The sequence below is a fragment of the Glaciecola nitratireducens FR1064 genome (assembly GCF_000226565.1).
In the GTDB taxonomy this organism is placed as follows: Bacteria; Pseudomonadota; Gammaproteobacteria; order Enterobacterales; family Alteromonadaceae; genus Glaciecola; species Glaciecola nitratireducens.
Window position 1 is genome coordinate 2,474,871 of record NC_016041.1, and the last position, 20,568, is coordinate 2,495,438.

17 protein-coding genes and 2 tRNA genes are annotated in these 20,568 nt (G+C 42.7%); 14 read left to right on the forward strand and 5 right to left on the reverse strand.

Annotation, left to right across the window (positions count from 1 at the left end; genetic code table 11):
• Positions 1-20: 20 nt before the first annotated feature.
• Entirely contained in the window at positions 21-1,673 is a 1,653-nt protein-coding gene (locus GNIT_RS10635) for a M28 family metallopeptidase (protein WP_014109209.1), read from the forward strand.
• Between the two features lie 273 nt (positions 1,674-1,946).
• Complete coding sequence (gene asnB, locus GNIT_RS10640; RefSeq protein ID WP_014109210.1) at positions 1,947-3,623, forward strand: asparagine synthase B; 1,677 nt, start codon at positions 1,947-1,949, stop codon at positions 3,621-3,623.
• Between the two features lie 42 nt (positions 3,624-3,665).
• On the opposite strand, the gene GNIT_RS10645 is transcribed toward asnB, so the two are convergent.
• Both GNIT_RS10645 and queE read right to left on the reverse strand, forming a co-directional pair.
• Complete coding sequence (locus tag GNIT_RS10645; protein ID WP_148261711.1) at positions 3,666-4,601, reverse strand: type 2 periplasmic-binding domain-containing protein; 936 nt, start codon at positions 4,599-4,601, stop codon at positions 3,666-3,668.
• 148 nt (positions 4,602-4,749) lie between these two features.
• Positions 4,750-5,424 (reverse strand): 7-carboxy-7-deazaguanine synthase QueE, encoded by a 675-nt coding sequence (gene queE, locus GNIT_RS10650; protein ID WP_014109213.1) that lies wholly within the window; start codon positions 5,422-5,424, stop codon positions 4,750-4,752.
• Positions 5,425-5,513: 89 nt separating this feature from the next.
• Here queE and queC point away from each other — a divergent pair, with 89 nt between their 5' ends.
• A complete protein-coding gene (gene queC, locus GNIT_RS10655; protein WP_014109214.1) occupies positions 5,514-6,173 on the forward strand; it encodes a 7-cyano-7-deazaguanine synthase QueC in 660 nt (219 codons plus the stop codon).
• 78 nt (positions 6,174-6,251) lie between these two features.
• Here queC and GNIT_RS10660 read toward each other — a convergent pair whose 3' ends face one another.
• The 3 genes from GNIT_RS10660 to GNIT_RS10670 all read right to left on the reverse strand — a co-directional run bounded on the left by GNIT_RS10660 (position 6,252) and on the right by GNIT_RS10670 (position 11,123).
• Positions 6,252-7,181 carry a LysR family transcriptional regulator gene (locus tag GNIT_RS10660; RefSeq protein ID WP_014109215.1) on the reverse strand — a complete coding sequence of 310 codons (930 nt, stop codon included), beginning with the start codon at positions 7,179-7,181 and terminating at the stop codon, positions 6,252-6,254.
• Between the two features lie 571 nt (positions 7,182-7,752).
• The gene (uvrB, locus tag GNIT_RS10665) at positions 7,753-9,768 is read right to left on the reverse strand and encodes an excinuclease ABC subunit UvrB (RefSeq protein ID WP_014109216.1); all 2,016 of its coding nucleotides are present in this window, start codon (positions 9,766-9,768) and stop codon (positions 7,753-7,755) included.
• A complete protein-coding gene (locus GNIT_RS10670) occupies positions 9,765-11,123 on the reverse strand; it encodes an MATE family efflux transporter (protein ID WP_014109217.1) in 1,359 nt (452 codons plus the stop codon). Before GNIT_RS10670 ends, uvrB begins: the two co-directional genes overlap by 4 nt.
• Before the next feature lie 865 nt (positions 11,124-11,988).
• On the opposite strand from GNIT_RS10670, the gene GNIT_RS10675 reads away from it, so the two are divergent.
• The 11 genes from GNIT_RS10675 (at position 11,989) to GNIT_RS17905 (ending at position 20,540) form a co-directional block, all read left to right on the forward strand.
• Positions 11,989-12,065: transfer RNA gene (locus tag GNIT_RS10675), tRNA-Asn, on the forward strand.
• Positions 12,066-12,087: 22 nt separating this feature from the next.
• Positions 12,088-12,164: transfer RNA gene (locus tag GNIT_RS10680), tRNA-Asn, on the forward strand.
• A gap of 264 nt (positions 12,165-12,428) precedes the next feature.
• On the forward strand, positions 12,429-13,007 hold the full coding sequence (gene rsxA, locus GNIT_RS10685) for an electron transport complex subunit RsxA (RefSeq protein ID WP_041246399.1): 579 nt from the start codon (positions 12,429-12,431) through the stop codon (positions 13,005-13,007).
• On the forward strand, positions 13,004-13,576 hold the full coding sequence (rsxB, locus tag GNIT_RS10690; protein ID WP_014109219.1) for an electron transport complex subunit RsxB: 573 nt from the start codon (positions 13,004-13,006) through the stop codon (positions 13,574-13,576). The genes rsxA and rsxB overlap by 4 nt, the downstream gene beginning before the upstream one ends.
• Positions 13,577-13,580: 4 nt before the next feature.
• Complete coding sequence (gene rsxC / locus GNIT_RS10695) at positions 13,581-15,458, forward strand: electron transport complex subunit RsxC (RefSeq protein ID WP_014109220.1); 1,878 nt, start codon at positions 13,581-13,583, stop codon at positions 15,456-15,458.
• Positions 15,455-16,528 carry an electron transport complex subunit RsxD gene (rsxD, locus tag GNIT_RS10700; RefSeq protein ID WP_014109221.1) on the forward strand — a complete coding sequence of 358 codons (1,074 nt, stop codon included), beginning with the start codon at positions 15,455-15,457 and terminating at the stop codon, positions 16,526-16,528. The genes rsxC and rsxD overlap by 4 nt, the downstream gene beginning before the upstream one ends.
• Before the next feature lie 2 nt (positions 16,529-16,530).
• Positions 16,531-17,262 carry an electron transport complex subunit RsxG gene (gene rsxG / locus GNIT_RS10705; RefSeq protein ID WP_041246400.1) on the forward strand — a complete coding sequence of 244 codons (732 nt, stop codon included), beginning with the start codon at positions 16,531-16,533 and terminating at the stop codon, positions 17,260-17,262.
• A complete protein-coding gene (locus GNIT_RS10710) occupies positions 17,255-17,956 on the forward strand; it encodes an electron transport complex subunit E (RefSeq protein ID WP_014109223.1) in 702 nt (233 codons plus the stop codon). Before rsxG ends, GNIT_RS10710 begins: the two co-directional genes overlap by 8 nt.
• On the forward strand, positions 17,953-18,612 hold the full coding sequence (nth, locus tag GNIT_RS10715; protein WP_014109224.1) for an endonuclease III: 660 nt from the start codon (positions 17,953-17,955) through the stop codon (positions 18,610-18,612). The genes GNIT_RS10710 and nth overlap by 4 nt, the downstream gene beginning before the upstream one ends.
• A gap of 473 nt (positions 18,613-19,085) precedes the next feature.
• Positions 19,086-19,691 (forward strand): FlgO family outer membrane protein, encoded by a 606-nt coding sequence (locus GNIT_RS10720; protein ID WP_014109226.1) that lies wholly within the window; start codon positions 19,086-19,088, stop codon positions 19,689-19,691.
• A gap of 9 nt (positions 19,692-19,700) precedes the next feature.
• Positions 19,701-20,540, forward strand: a complete 840-nt coding sequence (locus tag GNIT_RS17905) for a FlgO family outer membrane protein (RefSeq protein ID WP_014109227.1) — start codon at positions 19,701-19,703, stop codon at positions 20,538-20,540.
• Positions 20,541-20,568 lie beyond the last annotated feature (28 nt).

Here is a 20,568-nt window from a genome sequence, read left to right on the forward strand (position 1 = left end):
AATAATAACAAGGAACATACATGAAACTTCAGAAACGGGCCGTTACTTTGGCGTTGTCTGCCGGTATTTTCGCACTCGCCGCAACTGGTTGTTCAGAGCCAAAATCCGAAGCGCCAAAAGTTGAAAATAACTTTGAGGCGGTATACAACTCAATTAGCTCCGATACGCTTAAACAGCATACTAAAATACTCTCATCCGATGAATTTGAAGGCCGCTTGCCAACCACTGCAGGTGAGAAAAAGACTTTAGATTATTTGACGGAAGAATTAAGCAAAGTGGGCTTTGAGCCCGGCAATGGAGATAGCTTCTTTCAAGAAGTCAGCTTAATGCAAATTACCGCTGCGCCGGACATGACGCTCAAAATGGGTGAAAATACATATTCGTACAAAGAGAATATGGTTGCAGGTTCAAAGCGTGAAGTTTCTGAGGTTAATTTGGCTGATTCAGATATCGTCTTTCTTGGTTATGGTGTAAACGCGCCAGAATACGAGTGGAATGATTATCAGGACATCGATGTCAAAGGCAAAACGGTTATTGTTTTAGTTAACGACCCAGGTTATGCAAGCCCCGAGGGCGAGCTTTTTCAAGGTTCAACAATGACTTATTATGGTCGCTGGACTTACAAATACGAAGAAGCGAGCCGTCAAGGTGCTGAAGCTGTGTTTATAGTACACGAAACAGCGCCAGCATCTTATGGTTGGTCAGTGGTTGCAAATAGTTGGAGTGGGCCACAATACAGCTTAGTTACGCCTGATGCGGGTGCGAGTCGTGTTGCCGTTGAAGGATGGATTTCGCGCGAAGCCGCAGTCAAAATATTTGCTGACGCAGGACTCAATTTTGACGAGCAGAAAAACTATGCTGCTCAAGGTTCATATTCTGTGCCGCTCAATATGAAAGCTTCTGTGACAGTCAAAAACGACATCGAAAAATCCACCAGTAACAATGTGTTTGCGACGCTGCTTGGTAGCGAGAGACCTGATGAACACGTTATTTACACCGCTCATTGGGATCATCTAGGTAAAGATGAAAGCAAAGAAGGCGATCAAATATACAATGGCGCTCATGACAACGCGACAGGGACTGCAGCAATTCTTGCGATGGCTGAAGCGTTTAGCGACTTAAACAACAAACCGAAGCGCTCGGTCAGTATGTTAATTGTCACAGCCGAAGAACAAGGCCTTCTCGGTTCAAAATACTATGCTGAGAACCCAATTATTCCTCTTGATAAAACGGTAGCAAATATCAACATGGACGCAATGAACATTCTAGGTAAAACCAAAGATGTTGCTGTAGTCGGCATGGGAAAATCGGACCTAGAAAGTAACCTTGCGAAAGCAGTGAAACGCCAGGGCCGTGTGTTAACCCAAGAGGACTCTCCGGGTGCCGGCATTTACTATCGCTCAGATCACTTTAGTTTTGCAAAATTCGGTGTTCCAGCCTTATACGCAAAAGGCGGCAGCGACCCCATTGATGAAGCAACGGCAGACTACCGAAAAAGAACAAACCTAGTTGTTCGCGGCTGTTACCATCAAGTTTGCGATCAATTCCGTGAAAACTGGGATTTTGGTGGCGTTAAAGAGGACACTCAAATGCTATTTGAAGTGGGTTATGACATAGCCAACTCAGACGAGTGGCCACAGTGGTCTGCATCGAGTGAATTCCAACGCAAGTAAGCTGAATAGTTTGTTTTATTCTAAATAGCCTCTTTTGAGGCTATTTTTTTACCTTCTTTTTGACAGCCGCTTCGTTGCTAACAGAGCCTTTATTGCAAATAATTGTCTCTTTAGCCTAGAAAATACTTGCATTTTGCACTCAAAATGGCACATTCACCACGGAGGTAATTTAAATAATAATAATCGCGAACTTAAGTTCCACATACCTACCTTTTTATCGGCAGAAAACGATAACCCTATCCAATAACCAAGCAAGAAAAGGCGAAACAACCTATGTGTGGTATTTTCGGTATCCTTGATATCAAAACTGATGTGTCAGAGTTGCGCACGCAAGCACTCGAATTATCAAAACTATTACGTCATCGTGGCCCAGACTGGTCAGGCATTTGGCACAATGATAATACAATTTTATGTCATGAAAGACTGGCAATTGTTGACGTCGACACAGGCGCTCAGCCATTAATCAGTGGCAATGGTAATCAGGTATTAGCTGTTAATGGCGAAATTTATAATCATAAAGATCTGGAATCAAAACTAGCGACTCCTTACAACTTTGCAACAAAATCAGATTGCGAAGTCATTCTTCCGCTATATCAACAAGAAGGCGTTAATTTCATAGACAAACTGGAAGGTATGTTTGCCTTTGTTCTTTACGACCAAGAAAGCAATACTTATTTAATTGCAAGAGACCACATCGGCATTATTCCGTTATATACCGGCTTTGATGAATTCGGTAACTTCTATGTTGCCTCTGAAATGAAAGCACTGGTCCCTGTTTGCAAAACAGTACAAGAATTCCCACCAGGACATTATCTAAGCAGCACTGATGGCAAGCTAGTCAAATACTATCAGCGCGATTGGATGTCTTACGAGAACGTAAAAGACAACGAAACCAATTTGGACGACTTGAAAGCTGCATTTGAAAAAGCGGTAAAATCACATCTTATGTCGGATGTTCCTTACGCCGTGTTGCTCTCTGGCGGTCTGGATTCATCATTAGTATCTGCAGTAGCCGCAAGATACGTTGCTAAGCGCGTGGAAGACGAAGATAAAAGCGATGCTTGGTGGCCTCGCTTGCACTCATTCGCCGTTGGACTCGAAGGCGCACCAGACTTAATTGCGGCAAAGAAAGTCGCAGATATGATTGGCACTGTACATCATGAAATTCACTTTACCATTCAAGAAGGTTTAGATGCGATCCGTGACGTTATTTACCACTTAGAAACATTCGATACTACGACGATCCGTGCAGCAACCCCAATGTATTTAATGACCAGAAAAATCAAAGCAATGGGCATTAAAATGGTCTTATCTGGCGAAGGCGCAGATGAAATATTTGGTGGATATTTATATTTCCATAAAGCACCAAATGCAAAAGAGCTGCATGAAGAAACGGTGCGTAAGCTCGACCGTCTGCACATGTTTGATTGCGCTCGCGCTAACAAGTCAACGTCTGCTTGGGGCGTCGAAGCTCGTGTACCTTTCCTCGATAAAAACTTCTTGGATGTTGCTATGCGCTTAAATCCAAAAGACAAGATGTGTATTGATGGACGCATGGAAAAGTGGATATTAAGAAAAGCATTTGATGACGAAACTTATCTCCCTGCCGAAGTGTTATGGCGTCAAAAAGAACAGTTTGGAGATGGTGTTGGCTATTCTTGGATTGACTCGATTCGTGAGTTTGTTGCGCAAGAAGTCTCTGATCAACAAATGGCAACTGCAGAGTTCCGCTTTCCAATTAATACACCGGACACCAAAGAAGGCTACTATTACAGAACCATTTTTGAAGATTACTTCCCTCAAGAGAGTGCTGCTAAGTGTGTTCCAGGTGGTAAGTCAATCGCTTGTAGCACCGTCGAAGCACTTGAGTGGGATGCCAGCTTCAAAGAGTCTGCAGATCCCTCTGGTCGTTCAATGAAGTCTATCCACAGCGGTGAATTTAAAGCATAAAGACAATCCATTGCGGTATCTTTTAAAAGCGGCTCAATATATTTATTTAGCCGCTTTTTTTAATGCTTCAAATTGTCCAGGCACATACCAATACTTCAATTCATCTATTGGCGTTTTCAACGGTAAAAGTGGATTGTCTAAATTGAAGTGGGTAATTTTTTCCAACGCTAGTTTTTTTAGCATCGGGCCGTGATATTGATAGAATAATTCATCAAAACTACCGTCTTCAATTGCTCTTTCCAAACCAACTTCTAATAAGCGAGCTAACGTGACGTTGCGCTTATTCACGAAAAAGTACATGGCCGCTTTGTATTGCAGAGCCAGACCCTCTTTTAATCTTATATCAGGGTCAGCGCCCTCCTGCTGCAATTCCGATAATGCTTCAATGACAGAACGAGGGTAAAAATCAGCTTGCTGACGTGACAATAATGTTGCCGCCTCGGAATGATTCTGAGCGCCTATTACGTTAAAACCATTGGCCTGGAGAATTTTTGTGTCAGGCCAATCAATCCCTTGAACAGGAGAGTAAACCAGTAGATCGGCTAAACTGCTTACATTTTTGGTATAAAAAGGTTTGTTCTTATGCGTTAACATCACTCTCCAACCAATCAAGCCTTTAGCAATTGGTATTCGAATAGGCAACAAATCGTCCTCGCGCTGACGATCTGTCATACTCCAAACAACATTGACCTCTATGTTCTCGCGCAACTGACGAAGCGCTTTTGATTGGTACTTGATGCGTTTAGAGGGAACCATATTAAAGCGCACGCCTGTCTTCTCTAGCGCGAGCTTTAACACAGCCTCAGGGTACTCATGTCGTTCGTCTCCGTCATAGAGCGGCCCAGGATAGGTAACTATCCAAGTAGCAGCATGAGTGCCTGTACAAAAAAATGAGAGGCTTACTGCAAAAATAACCACGGCAAAACGTTTTGCTGTCACCCTTGTTACGCATCGTAGTATTGCTTTTCTATCAGTCATCTAGCACCACCACCATAATTTTTAAAGTTTTATCAACGTCACAAGCTATTATTGTATTACACATCTCATTCAGAAACAGATATTCACTTGTAGGCTTATCCATTGCCACCCCAGTTGAGTGCAAACTCCAAACTTGACAATAAAATGGCTATTCTAAACCGATATATTTGTGCATTTGTAATGAAAGTCGCCAGTTTCGCTGAATACAAGTTTTGACGGCTAAATCCGTCGCTCTTTTCTGCTGGCTAATCGGTTGCAAATAAATTAACGGGAGCGCTCTTTGATCCATAGATGCTAATAGTAAATCTAGTTCATCTATGTGTTTTTGCATAGCAACAGGGTGCTTTATTTCGTTAGCTCTCGCTAATGCATCATTGCGCATTTTATAGCCGCCCTGCATATTAATTTTTGGCGATACCGTAACCCAAGTCTCTTCACTCGTCAGAATTTCAAATGTACCACTAGTTTCTATTTGCGTAGAGTAGCCTTTGCTATGCGCCAGTCGGGTAAAATCAGTAAGGTCGTACATGCAAGGCTCGCCGCCAGTTAATACAATATGTTTTGCAACGTACCCTTGTGTGTCAAAAAGCGTAAACAACGATTCTGTCGTCGCAGAAAACCACTCAGACGATTCGTAGTTCTGCTGCATTACGTTAGCAACCGTTGTTTCTTCTTCTAAGCTGATTTCCCAAGTATGTTTTGTGTCGCACCACGAGCACCCAACCGGGCAACCTTGCAGTCTGACGAAAATCGATGGCACTCCAGTAAACGAGCCTTCACCTTGCAGAGACTCAAACACTTCGTTTACTTTTAAGTTTTGCACAATAACAACCTACTTCTTATTCGAATACAGTTGGGATTTTAACAGGGATCGCTTAGAATCAGCACCGTTTTTTTAAAGGAGAATGCCAAATGTCAGCGAAAGTTGTCGTCATCTATTCAGGCGGTATGGATTCATATACTGTTCTCAACAAAGCCATGCAGCAGGGATATGATGTGCATGCAGTATCTTTCAACTATGGACAAAGACATAGCAAAGAGCTACTTTTTGCGAAAAAGGTCTGTGAGCAACATAAAATCGAGCATAAAATTGTAGATATTAGCTCAATAAATCAACTCATCGGCGGCTCTGCATTAACTGACGATATTGACGTACCTGAGGGACATTACGAAGAAGAGAGCATGAAAACAACCGTAGTGCCGAATCGTAACATGATTATGCTGTCGATGGCCGTAGGTTATGCGGTTTCGATCGAAGCCGAAGCCGTGTATTTCGGCGCCCACTCTGGTGATCATGCGATATATCCAGATTGCAGAACCGAATTTGTTGATGCGATGAATGATGTATGTAAAATCGCGAACTATCAAGCGGTTGAAGTAAGAGCACCCTATTTGGCGGCAAGTAAAATTGATATCCTTAGGGATGGCTTGGCAATGAACTTAGACTATGCAGACACATGGACCTGCTACAATGGCCAAGAGAGAGCCTGCGGACGCTGCGGTGCATGTCAAGAGAGGCTGGAAGCATTTGCTGAAAACAACACCGTTGATCCAATTGCATATCAGGACTAAAACTAAAAAACCTCCGTTAGCATTTAGTACTAGCGGAGGTTAAGCTCATTCTATAGCTGCCATCTTAAATACTAATATTTACTTCTGGCTTTCAGAAATGAAGTACTCTAATTCTTTGATACAGTGACGCAGCACAGGATTAAGTCTGGTGTTTTTTCCATTCATTACAAACAGCTCGTGACTGAACGGGAACAATGATCCTTTGCATATTGGCACCAAGCCTGTGGCAGCACCCTGCTCTTTGGCTATATAATCTGGCAATAGGCCAACGTACTCACCGGTCATAACTGCAGCCATGCAAACATCATATGAATCTGAGAATGTTTGAATCGCGAGTCTTCTCTCACCACTGATATAGTTTACCGATGACAATCCGGACATACCAATAGCTGGAAAGTCTTCAATCCTAACGTTATCCGGAAGCGCATCAGCTTCTCGATACTTCGCTAATGGATGCGTTGGAGAGCAGTAAAGGCGACCTTTACAATGCACTCCGGTGGAGTGAAATGTCACTGACTCAGGTTTAACCATGTCGTACGTAGAGAGCACTAAGTGGCACTCGCCCGATAACGCAACATGCTCAACTTCGTTATATAAACGCGTTTGGATATTAACGTGAATGTCGTCAAACTTTTTCATTGTGCTCTTAACGGCTTTACTCACCGCTAATTGCATCGACGTAGCCAGCCCAGCCATGAGCACCAAGGTGATGTGACCGCTGTAGTCGTCATGTAAGCTTTTTAAATTGAATACAAAGTTATCGAAGGCGTTGAAGATACGTTTAGTTTCTTGAAAAACGACTTCCCCCTCTTTTGTCATTTGAAAACCACCGCGCCCGCGATGACACAAAACCAGGTCTAGTCTTTCTTCCAGTTTCTTAATTGCTGCGCTAATATTTGGACGTTGCATTCTTAGCACCGGCTCTGCTGCCGTAAAGCCATTGCAGGAAGCAACAGCGTAAAAAACGCGCAACAATTTAATATCAGATTCTTGTAAACGATTTAACATATATCCACCGCATTAGGTATAATTGCTCATACTACTTCTCGACATACTATTCAATGTTTGTCAGTTTTACAATCAATTTGTTATTGATTTGTATAACTTTACAACTATTGACTGTATCTGTCCGTGTAACTAACGCATAAATATGAGTAAAACTAGCTTATGAGCGACATTCCAATCTGCTCATATTTATCCGTAAATTAGCAGTTTATGCCAAAACTGCTCAACATCCTTGCTAGCGCGATGCACCTGCAATATTGCTACTTGCTAATTATTAGTAAACAAAGGTCTTGATTATGAACGTTTCAAGAAAACACACTTTTGTACTAAAGTGTATATTCGTCTGAATCGCTTTGTTAATAGAAAAGTATAATACATTAAACGCTTTAGTTTTCAAGACACTTAAACGCTAGTTTAGCGTTGCTTGATGGTTTCAGCGGTCAATGTATTTATTGTGGTATCTCAGCTAATGTCACAAACGACGCAAACAGCAATAGGCGTCGATGTGTCATAACCGCGCTTAATTGAAGTCTGAGTCATACTGTTCGAGAAACGTAATAAAAAGCAACAAGTGTTAAGAGAGTTTTAGTATTTCAGCGCGAAGCGTTTCAACCTCATCGCGCAATGACGCTGCTTTTTCAAACTCAAGGTCCCTTGCCGCTTCGAACATTTGTTTCTCTATTTCAGCCACTTTGCCCATTAGCTGAGTCGCATTCATCGCTTTATAAGTTTTTTCTTTTTCCGCAATTTTACGCAATCTAACCTTGCCCGATGCAGGATGGTTGGTATCACCAAGATCCATAATATCAGTAATAGGCTTGTTCAATGCATGCGGAGTGATCCCATGCTTTTCGTTGTAAGCAACTTGCTTGGCACGCCTGCGGTCAGTTTCATCCATGGCTCGCTGCATTGACCCAGTTATCCTGTCAGCGTACAAAATTGCTTTCCCGTTGATATGGCGCGCAGCTCTTCCCATTGTTTGGATTAGCGATTTTTCAGCTCTCAAAAAGCCTTCTTTATCCGCATCTAATATGGCAACTAAAGAGACTTCTGGCATATCCAAGCCCTCACGCAACAGGTTAATACCCACCAACACATCAAACTTACCAATACGTAAGTCACGAATAATCTCTATTCTTTCTACGGTATCGATGTCTGAATGAAGATATCGTACTTTCACACCATGCTCGTTCAAATATTCGCTTAAGTCTTCAGCCATCCTCTTCGTTAACGTTGTAATAAGAACCCTTTCATTTACCGCAACGCGTTTACCAATCTCAGAGAGAACATCATCTACCTGCGTAGCCACCGGACGGATCTCTATAGGCGGATCAATTAAGCCCGTTGGTCGAACAACTTGTTCTACAATGTCGCCGTCGCACTTTTCTAGCTCATAATTACCCGGTGTGGCTGACACATAAATGGTTTGTGGCGAAATATGTTCAAACTCTTCAAATTTGAGAGGTCGATTGTCCATCGCTGACGGCAACCTAAATCCGAACTCTACAAGCGTTTCTTTTCTAGAACGATCCCCTTTGTACATTGCCCCAATTTGCGACACCGTGACGTGGGACTCATCAATAAAGATGAGTCCATCTGATGGAAAATAATCTAACAGCGTTGGTGGTGGCTCGCCCGGTGCTCTTCCCGACAAATAGCGACTATAATTCTCAATACCGGAACAATAGCCAAGCTCCAGCATCATTTCGATATCAAATTGAGTTCGCTGACTAATACGCTGTTCTTCAATCAGCTTATGATTTGCTTTAAGGTTTTCGCGTCGTTCTTTTAGCTCTTCCTTAATTCTATCGATTGCGGCAACAATTTTTTCACGTGGCGTTACGTAGTGCGTTTTTGGAAACACAGTGGTGCGCACCACCTTTTTATCAACCGCACCGGTTAACGGGTCAAATAAACTAATCGATTCAATCTCTTCGTCGAACAGCTCCACTCTGACAGCTTGCTTCTCAGAATCAGCCGGAAAGATATCGATCACATCACCGCGCACTCGGAAGCTGCCTCGTTCAAAAGCAATATCGTTACGCTTATATTGAAGTTCAGCGAGACGTCTAAGAATATCGCGCTGGTCCATAATATCGCCCTGGCGCAAATGCAATAGCATTTTCATATAGCTTTTCGGATCACCCAAGCCATATATAGCGGAAACCGAGGCAATGATGATTACATCGCGACGCTCCATCAGTGCTTTTGTTGCAGATAAACGCATTTGTTCTATATGATCATTAATCGAAGCGTCCTTCTCTATGAAGGTATCTGTGCTGGGCACATATGCTTCTGGTTGATAATAATCGTAGTAGGAAACAAAATACTCTACCGCATTATTTGGGAAAAACTCTTTCATTTCACCATATAGCTGCGCCGCTAATGTTTTGTTATGCGCCATTATCAATGTGGGTCTCTGAACCTGAGAAATTACGTTGGCCATGGTGAATGTTTTACCTGAACCAGTAACTCCCAAAAGTACTTGTTTTGCTAAACCAGACTCCAGCCCCTCCACAAGAGATGCTATTGCGGTAGGTTGATCACCGGCTGGCTTATAATTCGACTTTAGGGTAAAACCTTTACTCATTTTTCACTTCCAAGCACTGGCGAAAAAGTTTGCAGCGCCATTTCATTCTTTAAATTTCGATTGAACCATATATACGCCAAAACCGAAGTAACAACGTTAGCAATAACACAACCCCAAAATAGCCCTATTAAGCCATATAAATAACTGCCCAATGATGCTATTGGTACATAAAATACAAATAATCTTAATATACTTAATACTAATGCCGACATCGGCTTATGCATCGCGTTAAAAGACGAATTAACCAAAATAATAATACCCTGCAGGCCATAGCCTAAAGGTACAATACAGAGAAACAAAGTGATATCACGCTTAACGCTCGCTTCTTCAGCGAATACCTGTGCGATGTAGCCAGAAAATATCACTAAAATAACGAAAACCATAAGCTGCCATAACATGACAAACTTCGCAGCCATATCAAACGCTGTTTTGATTCGAGCTAATTTATTTGCTCCATAGTTTTGACTGATAAATGGAGGGAGTGACATAGAGAGCGCTAAAACAATAATGCTTGCCATGGATTCCAGTCGATTCCCAACTCCCCATGCAGCGACAGCCTCTGCACCATAAGTGGCCACAACAGCAGTCATTACACCGCCAGCGATAGGCGTTAGCATATTTGCTCCTGCAGCCGGCAATCCAATTTTCAAAACACCCTTTGATGCGACAATAAACTCCTGCAAACTCAGTAAACGAGATTCGATCAACTGTCGCTTCACCGCCAATAGATAGAGTATCCATACAACACATACAGCCCACGCAATTGCTGTTGCAATGGCCGCACCTTGAATACCCAACGCTGGCATAGGTCCCCAGCCAAAAATTAAGATAGGGTCTAATACGGCATTAATTGCTCCGCCTGCAGCCATGATAATACTCGGCGTTTTCGTGTCGCCAAAAGCTCTTAAGACTGAATTTCCGACCATGGGTATGGCTAAGAATATCCCTGCCAAATACCACGGTACCATGTAAGCCTTGATGAAAGGCATGAGGGTTTCGTCAGCCCCCATAAGCGAAAAAATGAATTCAATACTAAACACGCCAACGACTGCCAATATTCCCACCAACAGCGCAGAGAGCATCAAAGCGCCGGTTGCAATTGTCTTTGCATGGACAGTATCACCAGAGCCAATATACTTACCGATAATCGCTGACGTACCAATGCCTAAGCCAATATTTAGACTAATAACGGTAAATGTCACGGGAAACGTAAAACTAATGGCAGCCAGTTGTTCTGTGCCCAACATACTAACAAAAAAGGTATCTACTATGCTGAATGTCATCAGCATGATCATGCCAACGATCATCGGAATGGTCATACTTTTTAACGTTTTCGCAATATCGCCGTTAAGCATATCTCGATGATTGTAATTATTAGTCACTGCGTGCCGTCATTTTGTTCTCATTGGATTTAGTATGATAAGAGATCTCGAGCCTTTTTACTCTTAATTAGCGTTTTTAGTTTGCTTTTTTATAGTCTGTCTTTTTATCAGCACGAAACTGATAGATTTCTATGCCGTCAACAAATAGTCCCAAGCCATTGATTATTGCCCTAAAAAACGTCAATAAACTGTCATAAAGCGCCTTTTATTTATAAAACAATGAAGTAATACACAGGCATTGAGAAAAATAGTCGCTGTCAACCATTAAAAATAGCGACTAACAACTACAAAGCTATCCAGTTGTTTTTATTAACTTTTTTTATTTTTACATTTTTCAGGTGATTTCTATTGACAAAATTTGATTAAGCTAGGCTTTTAGTTTAAGCCTTTAATCCACATACTTATCCACAGATCTAGTGGATAACTAACTGCGCCCTAATAGTGACGGTCGCTAACGGCTTTTTGTCAAAAATTTATGTAAGTTACCACTAACCTTTGGGGCATTTTAGTTGCGCTATCACCTTATAAACAACTGGCTATATTAACAGTAGTCAAAGTAATTTTAATAACTTTTTGACCTAATAAAACAGTTAAATCAATAAATTGGAAATAAAAAATATAGTTATCATTTACTCTATAAAAAAGACGGATAGTTATTTCCAACATTATCATTAATTTAGTACACGAAGTGCCGAACCAGACATAGAACTACATCAACAAATCGCAACACCCTAACTGCTCACTTTATAAGCAAACGAAAATTAAACGGTAAAAAAGCTGAGAACATTGTTGACACAGCAGCCTTACGTCATTAATATCCGCATCCGTTAAAAGCAGGTCCCCCTTAGCTCAGTTGGTTAGAGCGACGGACTGTTAATCCGCAGGTCCCCCGTTCGAGTCGGGGAGGGGGAGCCACTTTTAACGATACAGCACCTGTTCCCCCTTAGCTCAGTTGGTTAGAGCGACGGACTGTTAATCCGCAGGTCCCCCGTTCGAGTCGGGGAGGGGGAGCCAATTTCTCCTGGTGTTGTTCACACAATCGCAATACTTAGTAGTATCTTTCGCTTCGTTTCAGTTTATATACACACATCCAACACAATCCTGTTATACAAGTTGTTAAACGCGCTGGAAAAAGCGATAATATTAGCAATTTTAAGGGAAGCTTTTATTTCGCGATGCAAATAGTCAGTTAGTGCTGTCAGGCAAAGCAATATTCTTTGATAAAAAAATTAAAACTTTATATTTATCAACAACATAAGACAAAAGAATGATAGGTAAATGACCGAAATAATACTTTTATTAATTGGAACTGTGCTAGTCAATAACTTTGTCCTTGTACAATTTCTAGGCTTGTGCCCATTTATGGGAGTTTCAGGGAAGCTCGAAACGGCTATAGGCATGTCGATGGCGACAACATTTGTGTTAACAATTGCCTCCATGTCCAGCTATCTTGTCGAGGCCTATATTTTGACCCCACTAGGCATCGAGTATCTGCGTACCCTCAGTTTTATTCTCGTGATCGCCGTTGTCGTCCAATTCACCGAAATGGTGGTGCATAAAACGAGCCCTACTCTCTATCGACTCCTTGGTATTTTTTTGCCGCTCATCACGACCAATTGTGCCGTTTTAGGTGTCGCTTTGTTGAATATTACTGAACAACACAATTTTATTGAGTCTATCATGTATGGATTTGGAGCTGCGCTCGGCTTCTCTTTGGCCCTTGTACTATTTTCCGCAATGCGTGAAAGGCTGGCGGCAGCGGATGTACCTACCCCATTCAAGGGAGCATCCATAGCAATGATAACGGCAGGTTTAATGTCTTTAGCATTTATGGGCTTCACAGGGTTAGTGAAATGATGCTTACTCTACTGGCGCTTGCTGCCATTGTATTTTTAGCGCTTGTTTTTGGCGCTTTACTCGGGTTTGCCTCAATTCGCTTCAAAGTTGAGGGCGATCCACTTGTCGAGCAAATCGATGCGATATTACCGCAAACACAATGCGGCCAGTGTGGTTATCCTGGCTGTAAGCCATACGCTGAGGCTATCGCAAATGGTGATGATATCAACAAGTGCCCCCCAGGAGGCGAAGCAACGATAAAAGAGTTAGCAACTTTAATGGGCGTTGATGCAAAACCACTTGATGCCGCTCATGGTGTCGAGGACGTTAAAAAAGTTGCATATATTAGAGAAGACGAATGCATAGGCTGCACAAAATGCATTCAAGCCTGTCCCGTTGACGCCATTATCGGTGCCGCAAAACAAATGCACACCGTGATTATTGATGAGTGCACAGGTTGTGATTTATGCGTGGACCCCTGTCCGGTAGATTGTATCGATATGGTACCTGTAGCAGTAGACTCTAGTCACTGGGAATGGAAGTTTAATAAAGTACCTGTGGGTGATATACCTATCAGGCATATGTCTTAGGGGTATGACCTTGTTTGCCGATTACGACGAAATTATAGAACGCATTAGTGTAAACCAACTTTGGGATTTTCCAGGCGGGGTTCATCCTCCTCAGCAAAAAGCCTTATCTAATCAGTCGAATATTGAAACTTTACCTTTAGATAAAACCTTCTACGTTCCCATTAAGCAGCATATTGGTGTCGACGGGAGAATAATAGTATCTGAAGGCGATAGTATATTGAAAGGACAAGCGCTTACGGCAAGCGAAGCGCCATTTTCTGTTCCAGTGCACGCCCCAACGTCAGGCATAGTTAAAAAAGTCACAGAGCACGTTTCTGCCCACCCATCAGGCATACCTGAACTAAGCATCATTATCGACGCTGATGGGCAAGATACATGGATCCCATTAAAGCCTGTTGCTGATTATGCGAAAACGGGTAAGTCAGAATTAATTGAGCGCATTTGCGACGCTGGCATAAGCGGCATGGGCGGCGCAGGATTTCCAACCCACATTAAATCAAACAATACTAAGCCGCTCGAATTCCTAATCATCAATGGTATTGAATGTGAACCCTACATTTCATCTGACGATAGACTCATGCGTGAGCATGCTTGGCAAATACGACAAGGCATTGATATTTTAGTACATATTTTGCAGCCCCGGCAGGTCATTATTGCGGTTGAAGACAATAAGCCAGAAGCACTTGAAACAATGTCGATAGCTTGCCAGCAAAAGACAAATTATCAGGTAGTGAGTGTGCCAACAAAATATCCAGCCGGCGGCGAGAAGCAACTCGTTCAAGTGCTAACATCACGAGAAGTACCATCGGATGGCCTACCCATCGATGTTGGTTGCATTATGTATAACGTCGGAACCTGCTACGCCATTGCTGATGCCATCGTAGAAGGAAAACCATTAATAGAACGAGTGGTAACTCTGACAGGTAAGGGTTTCAAGTCTCCAAAGAATGTATGGGCTCGTTTAGGAACGCCAATTCAGACTTTATTGAAACACGGCGATTACGATGACAGCACGCAGTCGTCACCAAGGTTTATTATGGGTGGCCCGATGATGGGGTTTACTGTGACATCGCTGCTGACGCCTATCGTGAAAATATCCAACTGCATACTGGTGCCAGCGGACAACGAACTGCCGCACCCAGATGATGAAAGAGCCTGTATTCGCTGTTCAGCTTGCTCTGATGCCTGCCCTGCATCGCTATTACCACAACAGCTATTTTGGTATAGCAAATCCAAGGAGCTTGAAAAAGCTGAAGAGTATAATCTCTTCGATTGTATTGAATGCGGTGCCTGCGCTTATGTTTGCCCAAGTGAAATACCACTTGTGCATTATTATCGCCAAGCAAAAGCGGATATTCGAAACCAAAGAGAAGAAAAAGAAAGGTCAGACAAAGCGAAGATACGCTTTGAGGCACGCAAAGCCAGATTACAGAAAGAAAAAGAAGAGCGCGAGGAAAAGCATAGAATTGCGGCCGAAGCACGCAAAGCTTCATTGAACAAAGATGGTGGCGCCGCTAAAGACAAAATTGCAGCAGCACTGGCAAGAGCTAAAGCGAAAAAAGAAGCCTTAGCTAAAAAACAGACCCAAAACGACGCACTAGGGGCGCCGGCTCCAGAGTCTGATAAGACGGAAGTAGCTTCTATAGACGAAGTATCTACAGAGTCCGCATCATCACAAACATCAGCAAAAACGACGAATGAAACTGAACAAGCTAAGCCGGTGCTTAAGTCGACCGCAAACGAAAGTTCAGATATCACTGCAGAAGAGGATGCCGAAGCAAAAGCTGCAGCAAAGAAAAAACGAGTTGCCGCAGCGGTTGCAAAAGCAAAAGCGAAAAAACTAGCAGCGAAGCAAATCAAAAAAGAGAATAACGAATCATGACAATGTTGAGTTTATCTAGCTCACCTCACCACCATAATCGACGTGACACCGGTCAGGTAATGCGTCTCGTTTGCTATGCAGCTATTCCCGGTATTCTTACTAATGTGTGGTTTTTCGGGTTTGGTATTCTTGTACAAGCAGCCATAGCAATCGTAACCGCCTTAGTAACAGAGGGCGTCATTATGGAACTCAGAAAGAAAAAGACTGAGCGCATATTAAAGGACTACAGCGCAGTTTTAGCGGCACTTCTTTTGGCTATTTCAATTCCACCATTGGCACCGTGGTGGGTCATTGTCATCGGAACATTTTTTGCAATTGCAATTGTTAAGCAACTTTATGGTGGTCTGGGATACAACATGTTTAACCCCGCTATGGCCGCTTATGTCATGCTGTTGATTTCGTTTCCTGTACAGATGACATCGTGGTTACCTCCCCTATCAATCGCAGAGCAATCTCACACTTTATGGGATGCGATACACACTATTTTCACAGGCTTCACAAGCACCGGTTTTAGTGTAGAACAATTGAAAGTAGGCGTTGATGGCGCAACTATGGCGACACCACTCGATGCTGTGAAAACTGCGCTGCTGCAAGGTTATACCGTGACTGAAGCTCAGGAACACATAATTTTCGACGGCCAGTATGGCAAAGGCTGGTTTTGGGTTGCAACGGCTTATTTAGCCGGCGGTTTATTTTTAATCAAAACAAAAGTGATTAATTGGCATATTCCCGGCAGTATGTTGGCCGCCGCAGCACTCTTGAGTTTTGTTTTGTTTTTGCTTGATGGAGACCAATACGCTTCACCATTGTTTCACATCTTCAACGGAAGCTTAGTGCTTGGTGCCTTTTTTATAGCGACTGATCCTGTTTCCGCATCTACAACAATAAAAGGTCGTCTTATTTTCGGCGCAGCTATTGGCTTTTGGGTGATTATCATTCGAAACTGGGGAGGATATCCTGACGCCATCGCTTTTGCCGTTCTGATTATGAACATGACTGTTCCGCTAATTGATTACTACACGCAGCCTAGAACCTATGGCCATCAAAGCAAAGCGAGAAAAAGCTCATGATAATGAATTACATGGGAAAAAATGGCGCTATTTTAGCAGGCTTTGCGCTGGTAACTACGGGTCTCATCGCTGTCACTTTTGCGGGTACAAAAGACCGAATTCAACGTGCACAAGAAAAACAGCTTTTATCGGTCTTAAATGAATTGGTTCCCGAAAATTCGCACACTAATGAACTGAATTTAGACTGCATAATAGTGAACGCACCTGAACAGTTGGGCACCACGCAAGACAAACGCATTTTTAGAGCCCGTAATGGTAGTGAAAACGTAGCCGCAGTGATAGAAACTAGTGCGCCTAATGGCTACAGCGGCGAAATTAAGATGGTTGTCGCGGTCAGTTTAAATGGAACATCGATTGGCACGCGAGTCGTTGAACACAAAGAAACACCGGGCTTAGGTGACAAAGTTGACCTGCGCGTTAGCGACTGGGTATTGTCCTTTGCCAATGTACCGTTCAGTGGCAAAGACGATAAACGCTGGCAAGTGAAAAAGGACGGCGGCCAATTTGATCAATTTACTGGGGCCACAATTACGCCTAGAGCAGTTGTGCAAGCGGTTAAGAGCACTCTCGTATACTACAACGCAAATCGCGACATGATTTTTAATACGGCAAGTAATTGTGCTAGTCCTGATATCGATGGGTCCTCTAGGGAAGCTTTCGCTGACGATACCATAGCGAAAGAAGCCTTAGCTATGGATGTACTCGCCCAAATAAAGGCACCTGCGAATGAATGAATATCAAAATTTAACCGTCCAGGGGATTTGGAAAAACAACCCAGCCCTAGTTCAATTATTGGGACTATGTCCGTTACTTGCTGTAACGGCAACCGTCATCAATGGCTTAGGCTTAGGCATTGCAACAACTCTTGTTCTATTGGGCTCTAATATCACAGTCTCGCTCGTACGAAATTTTGTTCCGAACGAAATTCGGATCCCCATCTTTGTAATGGTCATCGCTGCATTCGTTACGATTGTGCAGTTGCTAATGAACGCATTCACCTTTGAGCTATATCAAGCACTTGGCATCTTCATTCCATTAATTGTAACTAACTGCGCCATTATCGGGCGGGCAGAAGCATACGCATCAAAGAACCCTGTCCAGTTTGCGGCTTTCGACGGGCTAATGATGGGCCTCGGCTTCACATTTATTTTAGTGGTCCTTGGCGCGATGCGCGAACTGCTAGGCTACGGAACACTATTTACAGGTGCCGATTTATTATTGGGCGCTTGGGCAAAAGACCTCACCATTGTCGTTTTTACCACTGACAGCCCTTTCTTGTTAGCGATATTACCACCGGGCGCATTCTTAGGAATGGGCTTGTTAATTGCGTGTAAGAACATGCTAGACAAGCTAGCAGAAAAGCGTTTAGAGAGCGCTAAACAGGCTAAAGTTGTGCAGCGAGCAAGAGTTACAGGAACGGACATATGAACAAAGAGAAACGTCATGAAATGCTCTCTCGCTTGCGCGCTAATAACCCCCACCCAACCACTGAGCTAAATTTTTCAAGTCCATTCGAATTGCTTATCGCGGTAATTTTGTCAGCACAGGCCACTGACGTTAGCGTTAACAAAGCGACAGACAAACTTTACCCTGTGGCGAATACGCCCGAAGCAATCTATGCACTAGGTATCGATGGTTTAAAGGAATACATAAAAACCATAGGGTTATTTAATTCAAAAACTAAAAATGTCATTGAAACTTGCCGTATTTTGATTGAAGACCATGGTTCAGTTGTGCCAGAAAACAGAGAGGCTTTAGAAGCATTGCCCGGCGTTGGCAGAAAGACTGCTAATGTTGTTTTAAATACTGCCTTTGGCTGGCTAAAAGATAATAAAGGTAAATACTTCATCGCGGTTGACACACACATTCAAAGAGTAGCTAATCGCACGGGTTATGCTAAGGGTAAGACGGTTGAAGAAACCGAACGAAACATCATTAAGAACACCCCTAACAAAACTGAATTTATGTATGACCTACACCATTGGTTGATATTACATGGCAGGTATACATGTATTGCCAGAAACCCTAGATGTGGTTCGTGCATTATTGAAGACTTGTGTGATTACAAAGATAAAACCGAATAAAAAGCGTACACAGTAGTTATCTCAACAACTGAAAAGGCCGACAGACACGTCTATTTAGACAATTGGCGCTTTGTGCCATTTGTAGTCAGTCGGAATACTTTAAGTGAATGCGAGCTTTGGCTGTATACAATGATCCTGATGCAGGCAAACAAGAAGAAGAGGTAGTGGCTAATCCAATTAGCAAACCAATCCACTATGCTGTCGAAACCTAAAGACTTATTCCAACCGGCTTGGATCATCACGGGTGCCAAATAAAAGCGTATTAATAGAGGCGCCCCACCTCAAGTATTGAGATTTTATCAAATGCTGCATGACTGGTTTTGTAGAGATTCAAGATGTTCATAAGCTGTCCACTTTAAGAAGATTATTAATAAGAGAGGACGAGTTGAAAAAACCTTTCAACCAAATAGCAATCTCATTGGCACTGTAATTGCTAAGATCTAATCAATATTATGCTTAACAACGTGAATACAATGCAAAAATTATGGTTTGTAGTTTTAGTAAGTGCGCTGATTAGTGGTTGTAGCTCAGCTAATTGGCAAAACACTGACAGTGATAAGTCTGTCACTCAAGCGCCCTATCGTCACCCTAGCAACACTTTGCATAGCCATGTAGAGCAACTTGCTAGGCAACTATTTAGCACTTCCCAAACCTTTGATGCCTCACAAACCCTAGCAGTCGGCACAATTTTACCGACTATGTTAAATAGCGGCGAGTCCTTGCCAGAGCATTCTGCCCTTGGATTACAAATCCAAGAAAGCCTGATGACCTTCGCCACTCAAGCTGGCTTAAAAGTCATTGAATATAAAACCATGCCTTCAATCAAAATAAGTGACAACGCTGATTATATGCTGAGTAGAAACGTCAACGATCTGACAAAAGACATTGCCACCGACTACTTTTTGACAGGCACTTACACGCTACAAGAAAACAGTACTATGGTAAATATTCGCCTTATTCAAGTGCCCGAAAACATTGTGATAGCTGCTGCCACAGACTACGTTCCCAATGATGTGATGTGGAGTCAGTCAAAAGTCACCCTAATAAAAAACAACCAAATTTACCGGAACGCCTACTAGGAGAGCAAAATGAAACGAACGCTATTAGGACTGCTTATTAGCGCAACCTTATGCGGTTGCTCGATGTTTAGTGAAGACCCCTCATTAAATACTGATACCAATTCCGATGACAATAGCCAAGTGGTGGAGTCAGACACATCTGCGCCCCTGCAATCTAGCCTGATGTTTCAACAGCAGTTTAAACAAAAACTAAGGTATCAAGCTAACTCAGCGCAGGTCAATAAACGCTATTTCTCCAGTGATACCGAACAAAATGGGCCAAAGCCCTTGTCTACCGCAAAACATAATATTAATCATTATGCACAGGGGCTGATGCAAGACTTAGTAGCCAATTTGCAGTATGTTAATGCCACCACACCCGTCGCTGTTGTTAGCTTTGTGATGTTAGATAGTGATTACAACCAAGCTAATTTGTTGGGAGTTCAACTCGCAGAAAGCCTCATTCACGAAGTGCATAAGTTTGGCATCCCAGTGATTGATTTTAAAGCAACAGGCTTTATTCGCATTACCGAGCAGGGCGACTTTGCATTTAGTAAGGATTATCAGGATTTTTCTGGTGACTTACCCGCCCGTTATGTCATAGGGGGTACTATGTCAAAACTACAACATGGCTATTTAGTGAATGCTCGTATCGTTGGATTCAATTCAAAAGCGGTAGTGGCATCGGCACAAAGCTTTATTCCTAATGAAATCGCTTATTCGCTAGTCAAAAGTAGTCAGCCTAACCCACCGGTTGATAATAGCCCTAGTGATAGAAACATCAAAACAGACCCAGTATCTCAAAATAACGATCAAATGCTTAATAAGACTCAATCTAATACAGGAATGATCTCACTAATAGGCTCTTGATCGGCGTTATTTGAATATTAAACAGATA